This window comes from Bradyrhizobium sp. USDA 3315 (genome assembly GCF_054056795.1).
Map to the genome: position 1 here is coordinate 7,756,240 of NZ_JBSRYP010000001.1, position 10,573 is coordinate 7,766,812.

10 protein-coding genes and 1 pseudogene are annotated in these 10,573 nt (G+C 64.1%); 4 read left to right on the forward strand and 7 right to left on the reverse strand.

Annotation, left to right across the window (positions count from 1 at the left end; all coding sequences use genetic code 11):
- Nucleotides 1–51: 51 nt before the first annotated feature.
- The 4 genes from ACVIYL_RS36475 (at nucleotide 52) to ACVIYL_RS36490 (ending at nucleotide 3,663) form a co-directional block, all read left to right on the forward strand.
- A complete protein-coding gene (locus ACVIYL_RS36475) occupies nucleotides 52–954 on the forward strand; it encodes a DMT family transporter (protein ID WP_253609138.1) in 903 nt (300 codons plus the stop codon).
- 85 nt (nucleotides 955–1,039) lie between these two features.
- Nucleotides 1,040–1,720, forward strand: coding sequence for a site-2 protease family protein (locus tag ACVIYL_RS36480; RefSeq protein ID WP_038384092.1), 681 nt, complete (start codon nucleotides 1,040–1,042; stop codon nucleotides 1,718–1,720).
- 103 nt (nucleotides 1,721–1,823) lie between these two features.
- Nucleotides 1,824–2,231, forward strand: a complete 408-nt coding sequence (locus tag ACVIYL_RS36485) for a hypothetical protein (protein ID WP_026192644.1) — start codon at nucleotides 1,824–1,826, stop codon at nucleotides 2,229–2,231.
- A gap of 196 nt (nucleotides 2,232–2,427) precedes the next feature.
- Entirely contained in the window at nucleotides 2,428–3,663 is a 1,236-nt protein-coding gene (locus ACVIYL_RS36490) for an ABC transporter substrate-binding protein (RefSeq protein ID WP_225160636.1), read from the forward strand.
- Nucleotides 3,664–3,803: 140 nt separating this feature from the next.
- On the opposite strand, the pseudogene ACVIYL_RS36495 reads toward ACVIYL_RS36490, so the two are convergent.
- From ACVIYL_RS36495 to ACVIYL_RS36525, 7 genes and pseudogenes are all read right to left on the reverse strand, one after another.
- Nucleotides 3,804–4,599 (reverse strand): annotated as a pseudogene (locus tag ACVIYL_RS36495) (energy transducer TonB).
- A gap of 11 nt (nucleotides 4,600–4,610) precedes the next feature.
- Nucleotides 4,611–5,075 (reverse strand): TonB system transport protein ExbD, encoded by a 465-nt coding sequence (gene exbD / locus ACVIYL_RS36500; protein WP_076826519.1) that lies wholly within the window; start codon nucleotides 5,073–5,075, stop codon nucleotides 4,611–4,613.
- A gap of 3 nt (nucleotides 5,076–5,078) precedes the next feature.
- Entirely contained in the window at nucleotides 5,079–6,125 is a 1,047-nt protein-coding gene (exbB, locus tag ACVIYL_RS36505) for a tonB-system energizer ExbB (RefSeq protein ID WP_456780863.1), read from the reverse strand.
- 3 nt (nucleotides 6,126–6,128) lie between these two features.
- Nucleotides 6,129–6,818, reverse strand: coding sequence for a Fe2+-dependent dioxygenase (locus tag ACVIYL_RS36510; RefSeq protein WP_253609141.1), 690 nt, complete (start codon nucleotides 6,816–6,818; stop codon nucleotides 6,129–6,131).
- A gap of 20 nt (nucleotides 6,819–6,838) precedes the next feature.
- Nucleotides 6,839–9,406: a TonB-dependent receptor gene (locus ACVIYL_RS36515; protein ID WP_456780864.1), complete on the reverse strand. Its 2,568-nt coding sequence runs from the start codon at nucleotides 9,404–9,406 to the stop codon at nucleotides 6,839–6,841.
- A gap of 259 nt (nucleotides 9,407–9,665) precedes the next feature.
- Nucleotides 9,666–9,905 (reverse strand): hypothetical protein, encoded by a 240-nt coding sequence (locus ACVIYL_RS36520; protein WP_456780865.1) that lies wholly within the window; start codon nucleotides 9,903–9,905, stop codon nucleotides 9,666–9,668.
- Between the two features lie 121 nt (nucleotides 9,906–10,026).
- The gene (locus ACVIYL_RS36525; protein ID WP_016841339.1) at nucleotides 10,027–10,488 is read right to left on the reverse strand and encodes a MarR family winged helix-turn-helix transcriptional regulator; all 462 of its coding nucleotides are present in this window, start codon (nucleotides 10,486–10,488) and stop codon (nucleotides 10,027–10,029) included.
- Nucleotides 10,489–10,573 lie beyond the last annotated feature (85 nt).

The window sequence follows — 10,573 nt, forward strand, 5'->3', positions numbered from 1 at the left end:
GATTATGTTCCCTTCCCTAGATTGCGCAAGCAAAACCAAGGGGCCAACGGAATGGGCGAGATCTGGGGGGTGTTGGCGGCGGTGGCCTCGAGCGCGCTCGGCGGCACTTCGATCGGCGCGACGCGGTTTCTGGTCGGCGCCATCGACCCGCTGGCGATCGGCGCGTTCCGCTTCGGCATCGGCGTCCTGCTGCTGCTGCCGCTGGCACTGCTGCAACGCCGGAGCTGGCCGACGCGGCGCGACTGGCTCGGCGTTGCCGGCCTCGGCCTGCTGTTCTTTGCGGCGTTTCCGGTCCTGTTCAACGCCTCATTGATCTTCACCACCGCCGCGCGCGGCGCACTCGCGCTGTCGACACTGCCGCTGCTGACCATGCTGGTCGGCGCGGTGCTGGGCGCCGAAGCGCTCACCGCGCGCAAGACCACAGGCGTCCTGATCACCATCCTCGGCGTCTCGATGGCGCTGCTCTCAGGCCTCGCCACGGCGCCGCCTGGTGCCTGGCGCGGCGACCTCCTGATGATCGCAGCCGCGCTGTGCATGGCGCTCTACAGCATCTGGTCAAAACCCTATATCCGCCGCGCCGGCCCGATCCCCTTCACCACGCTCGCGATGGCCGCCGGGGCGGTGGTGCTCATTGTCGCCTCGCTGCTGCGCGGCAGTTTTGCGCCGGTTGCCGATTTCGGCGCGCCGCAATGGTTCGGCGCGATCTATCTCGGCGCCTTCGGCGCTGCGCTCACCTTCTATCTCTGGGCCTTCGCGCTGGAGCGGACGACGCCGACCCGGGTGGCGATCTCGGTCACCGTCAATCCGATCGCGGCATCGCTGGTCGGCGCAGCCCTGCTCGGCGAGCCGCTGAGCTGGAATCTGGTGGCCGGCATCGTCACCGTGTTCGCCGGCATCTGGATCGCGACCACCCACCCGCCTCTGGCGCACGCGGTCGCCCCCGACATGCGCTGACCTGCGGCAACGCTCGCCAGCAAGGCCTTCCGCGAATCCGTGCTAGCCTAAGGTCCGGTCCCAGCGAACCCGAGGCGGCACGCCATTGAACATCTCCCTCTATGACATCTCCGTCTGGGTATTGCCGGTCGTCATTGCGATCACGTTTCACGAAGCCGCGCACGGCTTCGTCGCTCATCGGCTCGGCGACGACACCGCCTGGCAGCTCGGCCGCGTCAGCTTCAACCCGCTGAAGCACATCGATCCGTTCGGCACGCTGATCCTGCCTGCAGTGCTGCTGTTCGCGCATTCGCCGTTCCTGTTCGGCTACGCCAAGCCGGTGCCGGTGAACTTCCGCAAGCTCAATCATCCCAAGCTCGACATGGTGTGGGTGGCGCTGGCCGGCCCGGCCACCAACATCATCCTGGCGATCGCCGCGGCGCTGGCATTCCACGCGCTGCCATTGGTGCCGGCCGATGCCGCAAAATGGACCGCGGACAATCTGAAAAACGCCTTCCTGATCAACATCGTGCTCGCGATCTTCAACATGATGCCGATCCCGCCGCTGGACGGTGGCCGGGTCGCGGTCGGGCTGCTGCCAAGGCCGCTGGCGATCCCGCTCGCCCGGCTGGAGCCCTACGGCATGCTGATCCTCATCGGGCTGTTGATCCTGCTGCCGGTGATTGGCCAGCAAGTCGGCCTAAATCTTGATGTTATTTCAACGATACTGCGAACTCTGACCGGCTATGTAATCAACGCCCTTCTCCTCATTACCGGAAACACATAGCCTTGATCTGCGCACGACCCGACCGAAAAACCGGTAGCCATTTTTCCGGGTCGCGCGTTGAGGACGGGAACGCTTCGAGGCCATGGTGATCAAAGCTGCCGATATGCTGATTGCACGACGCGCCGACACCCGCGCGCGGGCCGACTTTGCGACCTGGAAGATGATGGCCAAGCTGAACGGCGCCTCCGCCTTGCCGCCTGAGGCGCAGAATTTCCTGGCCATTTACAACAAGCTGCTGGGACAGATGAGCGAAGCCGACGCCGGCGAGGCGACCATCCAAGAGATGTACCGCACTTACTATGTCGAGATGGGCGGCGCCGGCAAAGCGCCGGAGGTTCCAGCGCGCGCGCGCGAGCCGGTCGCCGACAGCGGCAACGTCACGACGTTCCGCCGCCTGCCCCCCAAGAAGACGAGCACCTCCGACCCGAACGCCAAGCGTTCGATGCCGGTGGCACTGATCTTCGCCTGCCTCGTCGTGGTCTACGTCGCGATCCGGTACTACTGGAAATAGTGCCGTCCCCGCTTCACCCTATCCGCGTCTGATGATCGAACTACGCACACCGCGGCATCCCGTCGCGCGTTACCGGCTGCGCAATCGCCGTGGCGTGGAATATCGCGCGCGAGCGATCGCGCCGGCGCTCTAGGCGATGCGCCCGATGCCGGGCATAATCCGGAACTCAAAAAAACAAAATCATATTGGAGGGAAGATGAAGCGTTCCATTGCAGCCTCGGTCACGACGGCCTTGGTCATGACCACGAGTCTCGTGTTCTGCGGCGGTGCGTCGGCGCAGACGATGGACAAGGTCGCCAAGGTCGGCGCGCTCGGCGATCAGTCCGGCCTCTATCAGGATATCGGCGGTCCCGGCTCGACGGTGGCGGCGCAGATGGCGATCGAGGATTCCGGGCTGCTGGCGAAGGGCTGGAAGATCGATCTGATCTCGGCCGATCACCAGAACAAGCCCGATGTCGCGGTCAATATCGGCAAGCAGTGGATCGACGTCGAGAAGGTCGACGTGTTCGTCGATCTCGCGGCCTCCAATGTCGGGCTCGCGATTGCCAACCTCTCGAAGGAGAAGAACGTCGTCAACCTGAACTCGGGCTCGGCCTCGTCCGACCTCACGGGCGCGCAATGTTCGCCGAACACGGTGCACTGGGTCTATGACACCTACATGCTCGCCAACGGCACCGGCAAAGCGCTGGTCAAATCCGGCGGCGACACCTGGTTCTTCCTCACCGCGGACTATGCGTTCGGCCAGGCGCTCGAGCGCGACACCTCGGCGGTGGTCACCGCGAATGGCGGCAAGGTGCTCGGCAGCGTCAAGCATCCGCTCAACAATGCCGACTTCTCGTCCTTCCTGCTGCAGGCGCAAAGCTCGAAGGCCAAGATCGTCGGCCTTGCCAATGCCGGCGGCGACACCACCAACGCGATCAAGCAGGCCGCGGAATTCGGCATCGTCTCGGGCGGCCAGCGGCTTGCGGGCATGCTGCTGTTCATCACCGACATCAACGCGCTCGGCCTCAACGTCGCGCAGGGGCTGAACTTCACCGAGACATTCTATTGGGACATGAACGACCAGACCCGCGCCTTCTCCAAGCGCTTCATGGAGCGCTTCAAGAAGAACCCGCCGACCATGGTGCAGGCCGGCGTCTATTCCTCGCTGATCCACTATTTCAAGGCGCTGGAAGCGCTCGGCGGCAATCCGCATGACGGCCGCGCCGTGGTCGCCAAGATGAAGGAGATGCCGACCGACGATCCCCTGTTCGGCAAGGGCTCGATTCGCGTCGACGGCCGCAAGATCCACCCGGCCTATCTGTTCGAGGTGAAGAAGCCGTCCGAGTCGAAATATCCGTGGGACTATTACAAGCTGGTCGCCACCATCCCCGCGGACGAGGCCTTCCTCCCGCTCGAGAAGAGCGTCTGCCCGCTGGTGAAGAAGAGCTGAGGCAACGTCGTTCCGGGCCGCGTGAAACGGCGAATCAGGAATCGACCAGCGGCTCATTCAATGGAGAAATGATTTCCGGGTTCGCGACTTGTCGCGCCCCGGAATGACACCGGCGTCTGATCGCAGGCAGCCGCGGCTCGCTACTTCTTCGGCTTGTTGTAATTGACGTCGAGGCTGAAGGAGAACTGATCGTCGGTCAGGTCGGCCGGCGGCGCCGGGACCGGATCGGACCGGTGGACCATCGAGATCGCCGCGTCGTCAAAGGCGGCATCTCCGGACGATTCCAGCACGGCAACCGACAGCACCTTGCCCAGACGATTCAGCACCAGGGCGACCTTCACCTTGGCCTCCTTGGCCTTGCCCTTCTCCGGGAATTTCTTGTGCAGGTCGAGATAGGCGCTGATCTTCTTTGCCCCACTTGGCGGTCAGCAGCAGCTTGTCCTTGCCGATGCCTGGGTTGGGTGCCTTGGTGGTTTCCGACTGACGCGCGTCCTCCAGCTTGGTCGGCGCGGCCGCCTCCGAGGCCTGCTGCGCTTCCTGCGCGTTGGTCTCGACCTTGGCGACCTTGGCCTCCTCCTCCTTCTGCTTCTTGGCAGTGTCTTCCGTCACGATGCGATCGGGGTCGTCGGACTCCACCGGCTTTTCCTGAGGCAGGTCGGTGTCCTTCACCTCGGCCTTCTGCTGCGCCATTTCCTGCACAGCCTGCTGCTCGTCAGCCAGCGGTCCGGGCGGTAGGGCCTCCTCGGTCGCATCCGCGGAAGCCAGCTCGACGGCGTACTCCGCGCCGGCAGCGCCGAGCCCCTCGTCGCCGTCGTCGCCGCGCAAATTGGTCAGCGCCAGCGCGGCACCGCCCAGATGCATCCCGACTGCCGTCACGGCAGCGATCACCCAGAGCCGCTTCGAGGTCCGCAGATCGAGATCGGGGTTGGTGGACATCGCGTTCGCCGTCAGGGTTTGGCAGGATCGGCCTGCGCCGCCGCGGGCGCTCCCGGAACGCCCTCGAGCGCGACCAGCTTCACGTGCGTGTAGCCGCCGGCGCGCAGCAGCTCCATCACGCCCATCAGCTCGCCATAGGGTACCATCCGATCAGCCCGCAGGAACACGTATTTGTCCCGGGTCATGTCGGGCACGGCATCCAGCGAATTGACCAGGTCGACGCGCTTCACCGCGTTCTCCCCGATCGCCAGCGTCAGATCCGGCTTGATGCTGAGATAGGTCGGCTTGTCCGGCTTCTTCTGCGGCGTCGCGCTGGAGGTCGGCAGATCGATCGGAAGATCGACGGTCGAGAGCGGTGCTGCCACCATGAAGATGATCAGCAGCACCAGCATGACGTCGATGAACGGCGTGACGTTGATCTCGTGGGATTCCGCGAAATCGTCGTCGCCATCGTTCTCGGAGATCGAGACTGCCATCGCCTACTCCGCCGCCGCGGCGCGCGCATGCGCGTTACGCGGAACGTCGCCATGGGTGCGGTCGAGATCGCGCGACAACAGCCGTCCCGCGGCGCCCGAGGCGCGGTTGACGAGCTCGAGATAGACCTTCGTGACGCGCGAGAAATGGTTGTAGATGATGACCGCGGGGATCGCCGCGACGAGGCCGATCGCGGTCGCGAGCAGCGCTTCCGCAATGCCCGGCGCCACCACGGCAAGGTTGGTCGTCTGCGACTTCGAAATGCCGATGAAGCTGTTCATGATGCCCCAGACGGTGCCGAACAGGCCGACGAAGGGCGACGTCGCGCCGATGGTCGCGAGCAGGCCCATGCCGATGCGGATCTTGCGGGCTTCGGCGCGCACGATCTCGGCGAAGCTCGACGCCGCGCGCTCCTTGATGCCGCTGTCGCTCGAGATGCCCGCCGACAGGCGCCCCTCGCGCATCGCAGCTGCGATGAATGACGACAGCACGCTGCCCTTGGCGCCGAGCGCGAACTGCGCTTCGGCCAGCGAGCGCGATTCAGCGATCTTGGCCAGCGCGCCGCGCAGCTTGCGCTGCGCCACGGTCAGCTCGACCATCTTGGCGATGAATACGGTCCAGGTCACGAGCGACGCGAAAGCGAGACCGAGCATCACCGCCTTCACGATGATGTCGGCGTTCAAGAACATATTCCACGGCGACAATTCGTGCAGGCCGGTCGAGGTCGACTTCAGCGACTTGCTGTCGCCGCTCGCGGGCGCAGCCAGGGACGCCTCGTTCGCCGTCGGAGCCGGAGCCGCCACCGCAGGGGCCGGCGCGGCCTGAGCCTGCGGCGCCGCTTGTGCCGGCTGGGCGGCCACCGGCGCGGCCTGGGCGGCCGGCGCGGGCTGGGCAGCCGCCGGCTGGGCTGCGGGTGCGGCCTGAGGCCGGGTCACGGGTGCGGGCTGCGCTACGGGCGCCGTTTGCTGCTGCGCCGAAGACGGCGCGGCCAGCATCAGCATCGCCAGCGAGGCGATCATGGCGGATGCAGCGGGGAACTTGAATGTCATCATCAGTTACACTTCAGCCCAGTGACGGATCAGGTTGTGATAAATCCCGGTCAATTTGACCGTTTCGGGGTCATCGCGCCCCAGCCGCTCCACCAGAGCCTGGATCGCGGTATCGAGATCAAAGATCAGGCTGCGCGCGTGTGCATCCCGTACCATGCTCTGCAGCCAGAAAAAAGACGCTACCCGGGTCCCCCGCGTGACCGGCGTGACCAGATGCAAACTGGAAGCAGGATAAACTACGAGATCGCCCGCCGGCAGCTTGATTTCATGGGATCCGTAGAGGTCTTCGATGACGAGCTCGCCGCCGTCGTAGTCCTCCGGCTCCGATAAAAACAGCGTGACCGAGAGGTCGGTGCGGATCCTCATGCCGGTCAGCCTGTCGCCGCGCACCGCATTGTCGACGTGCAGGCCGAAATGGTGCCCGTCGCTGGCGGCATAGCGGTTGAACAAGGGTGGAAAGATTCTAAGCGGGATCGCCGCCGAGATGAAGCGCGGGCTCGCCGACAGCGCCGACAAAATGCGATTGCCGAGCTGCCGCCCGACCTCGCTGTCGGGCGGCAGCTGCTCGTTGCGCTTGACCATCGCGGACGCGGCGCCGGCGGTCGAGCGGCCGTCCTCCCATTCGGCTTGCGCCATGATGCGGCGGAAGTCCGCCACATCAGCCTTGCTCAATACGTTGGGAACACAGATCAGCATCTCGTGCCGCGAAGCCTCCGTCAGTAACGCGCAGAAACAACCAGATACGCGGCGCGTCCCGGCGCTTCGAGCACGAACGGCGCCGCGCTCTGGTACAGCGCGTCGTAGTAGCGCTTGTCGAAGATGTTGTTGACGAACAGCTTCATCGTCCAGTGCTTGTCGATCTTTGCTTCGGCAAAGGCGTCGAAGCGCCAGTAGCTCGGGATCGAGGTACCCTGGTTGGCCGCCAGCAGCGTGCCGCCATAGACCTTCGAGCGATACACCGCCTGCCCGCCAAGCTCCCACATGTCGGTGAGCTGATACTTGGTCAGCATGCTGAACGACTGGTGCGCGACGTTGGCGAGCGGCAGTCCGACATTGCTGGAGTACAGGATGGTGTTGGCCGGCGGCGCCAGCGACCTCGTCACTGCCGACTGCATCAGCACGAGACCGCCGAACACGCTCCATTTGTCGGTGATCTTGCCGCCGACACCGAGATCGATGCCGCGGATGCGGTAGGCCGCGCCCGCGGTGATGCAGGAAATATTGCCGGTCGTCCCGGTCGGATAGGAGCAGCCGAGCGCCGCGGCCGCGGTTGCGTTGTTCACGTTCTGCGATTCGCGCGCATTTTCCTTCTCGGTCTGGAACAGCGCCGCCGTCACCAGCAGATGACGATCGAACAATTCCCACTTGGTGCCGACTTCGATCGCCTTGTTCTTTTCCGGCCCGAAAATCTGGGTATTGCCGCCGTTCAACACCGGAGACAGGCCGCCATACGCAGTGCTGGTACCGTCGAACTCGGCGCCGACAGGGTTCGACGAGGTCGCATAGGCCGCATAGACGCTGCCGTTCGGCAGCGGCTTCAAGGTAAGGCCGAGGTTGAAGTTCGGCATCCCGAAGTCAGCCGACTGACTGCCGAATGTGGTCCTATTGCCCGACGTCAGATATCCTGACGTGTTGATCTTGTAGTCGTCGTAGCGGATGCCGCCATTGAGGATCACGAAGTCATTATAGTTCGCGGTATCCATGATGTAGCCGCTGGTGGTGTCGATCCCGATCTTGGTCGGCATCCCGGACAACCCCGACGGAATCGGGAACGGAATGTTGGTGTATTGCGGATTGAACACGCTGACGCCGGAGAGCGATCCGCTTCCCGTGAAAGCCGATGTGCCGGTCGTTATTTCCGAGCTCAGGCCGAGATATCTGTCGATCGAGGACCGCTCGTTGTCGTATTCGACGCCGGCCGTCGTCGTGTGCTTGAAGCCGAGGCCGTCGACCGATTTGTAGGTCGCCTCGGTCTGGTTGGCGAACACGTCGGTGACCTGGTAGCGGCTTTGCGGATTGGCGCTCAGCGTATACGCCGTGAACGGAGCGCCGGCGGCAAGCGTCGGCGCTTCCGGCAGCGTGCCGATGTAGTTCTGGGTCGAACGCGATTCCCGGATCTTGTTGCTGACCACGAGGTCCGGCGTGATCTGCACTTCGGCGTTGATGGTGCCGATGTCCTGCCCGGTCCTGAAGAAGTCGCGGTTGACGAAACCGTACCAATTGTTGCGGTTGACGCCGAAATCCGGGAACGGGCCGCCGGCCGTGCTCGCGGTGCTCGGCCGGTAATACGGCACGCCGAAATCCGGGAGTCCGGTCAGTTCAGTGTGGATGTAGTTGCCGGCGATCTTCACCGCATCAACCGGCTTCCATGTTCCGGCGACGAACGCGCCGTTGCGGTCGTCGGTGACATAGCTGCGGCCGGCGACGCCGGCATCCTGGAACAGGCCGCCGGCGCGGATCGCCAGCGTCGGGCTGATCACCTGGTTGACGTCGAGCGTCACGCGCTTGGTGCGATCGGTGCCGAACGTGGTGTCCATGTTGTAGAAGCTGTTCTGCGTCGTCGCCTGCTTGGTGACGATGTTGATCGCGCCGCCGGTGGTGCCGCGGCCGGCAAAGGACGAGCCCGGGCCGCGCAGGATCTCGACCTGCTCGGTGAAGAAGTTCTCGCGGACGCTGACGCCGGAGTCGCGCACGCCGTCGATGAAGATGTCGTTGCGCGCATCGAAACCGCGGATGAAGAAGCGGTCGCCGAAGGCATTGCCGCCCTCGCCCGTGCCGAGCGTGACGCCGGCCGTCGACAGGATCGCCGACTTCAGCGAGGTGGCGTTCTTGTCTTCGAGCACGTCCTTGGTCAGCACCGTGACCGATTTCGGCGTGTTCAGGATCGGCTCGGGATATTTCCCGGACGACTGCAAACGGTCGCCCTTGTACGGCGCGGCCGGATCCGCGTACGGATCGCGGTCGGCGGGAAGACCGCCGGCGTTGGGAAACGGCACCGGCGCCTGCAGTGCTTGCTGGTTGTTGCGGCGCGCGGCGCGGCGCAGCGCGTTGCGGGCGCGGACCTGGTCCGACGTGGGCTTTGACGTCACGGGCCGCGGGCGAGCGACCGGGGCATCGACATTCACCGGCGGCAGGTTGGATTGCTGCGCTTCGGCCCCCGAAAACGACGCCACCGCGATTAGGCTCGCGACTGCGGAGACCTTCGTGGCGGAATAACCGGTGTCATCAGCCGAACCGATCGCTGCATCGAAGCGCAGCGATCTCGGCGCCTTCACATTGCTCATGTCTTGCTCGCCCCAGAAAAATCAGCTCGTTCGCGAAATGAAGCTGCGACGAACTGTCTCCATCGGTTATCGAGCGTGACCTTCTTTATCAATGCGACGAGCGCAACAGTCGGCTTGAATCGCCCCAATTCAAAGCGATTCTAATCTACGGTTTGAAATCGTTCTAAAGTAAAGTTTTTAAGCGTTCTAATAATCGTTCTAAATCAGAGCTGCCCGTCATTGATCGCGGCTTGCGGGCGCTGTCCATGCGTCCACGCGATTACTCGGCGCCTGGCGGCTTCATCAGCGAAAACAGCTCGTCGATCGTCCGCTGCGCGACCTGCCGCACGCGGTCGCTGTTCTCGAGGCCGGCGATGTTGACGCCGTTGACGACCGCTTTGATCTCGTCGCGGAAGTCGGTGAGAAAGCGCAGCGGATCCCGCTGCTCGTTGGCGACGCGCGCGATCAATCCGGTGACCAGGATCTGGCATGCCATCATGCGCCCGTTCAACTCATCCATCGCAGCCCTCGTCCTCTCGCATCGTTGCCGCGCGATATGAACGACATCCCGCGACGATTCAACCGGCACGCTGCAACGGGTGAATGGATAAAGCGAAGGAATCTGCGCGCGATGAGATGCGCTATTTCGCAGCGATGCGCTCCGCCTCCTCGCCGAGCGCCTTGATGCGATCCTTGACCTCGCGCAGCGTGGCGAGGCCGCTTTCGACGTGCTTGTCGGAGACGTCGCGCAACACGTCGCCGGCGATCGCGTCGCGCAAACTGTCGAGATCGTCGACGAGACGACGCCCGCTCCGGGTCAGGAACAGGCGATTGGCACGGCGATCCCTGGGATCGGGCCGGCGTTCGAGCAGGCCATGCTCGACGAGGCGGTCGAGCAGCCGCACCAGCGAGATCGGTTGCAATTCGAGGACGTCGGCGAGATCGACCTGGGAAAGTCCCTCCTGCTCGCGCAGGCGGAAGAGCACGATCCATTGCGCACGCGTGGTGCCTCGCGCCTTGGCGCGATGATCGATATAATTGCGCAGCAGCCGGGAACTCTCGACAAGCTGCGCGATAAACTGGCGTTTGAGATCGAGCGACATAGGGGTCCTCGGTGCGTTTCCCAGGCGAATTGTTTCTGCTCGTTTCTGACCTAAACCTTTCCAAATGTTTAGGATTCTCAAGCCT

Coding starts and splice junctions, on each gene's coding strand:
- ACVIYL_RS36475 (WP_253609138.1), top strand. CDS start 52: ATGGGCGAGATCTGGGGGGTGTTGGCGGCGGTGGCCTCGAGCGCGCTC.
- ACVIYL_RS36485 (WP_026192644.1), top strand. CDS start 1,824: ATGCTGATTGCACGACGCGCCGACACCCGCGCGCGGGCCGACTTTGCG.
- ACVIYL_RS36490 (WP_225160636.1), top strand. CDS start 2,428: ATGAAGCGTTCCATTGCAGCCTCGGTCACGACGGCCTTGGTCATGACC.
- exbD (WP_076826519.1), bottom strand. CDS start 5,075: ATGGCAGTCTCGATCTCCGAGAACGATGGCGACGACGATTTCGCGGAA.
- exbB (WP_456780863.1), bottom strand. CDS start 6,125: ATGATGACATTCAAGTTCCCCGCTGCATCCGCCATGATCGCCTCGCTG.
- ACVIYL_RS36510 (WP_253609141.1), bottom strand. CDS start 6,818: ATGCTGATCTGTGTTCCCAACGTATTGAGCAAGGCTGATGTGGCGGAC.
- ACVIYL_RS36515 (WP_456780864.1), bottom strand. CDS start 9,406: ATGAGCAATGTGAAGGCGCCGAGATCGCTGCGCTTCGATGCAGCGATC.
- ACVIYL_RS36520 (WP_456780865.1), bottom strand. CDS start 9,905: ATGGATGAGTTGAACGGGCGCATGATGGCATGCCAGATCCTGGTCACC.
- ACVIYL_RS36525 (WP_016841339.1), bottom strand. CDS start 10,488: ATGTCGCTCGATCTCAAACGCCAGTTTATCGCGCAGCTTGTCGAGAGT.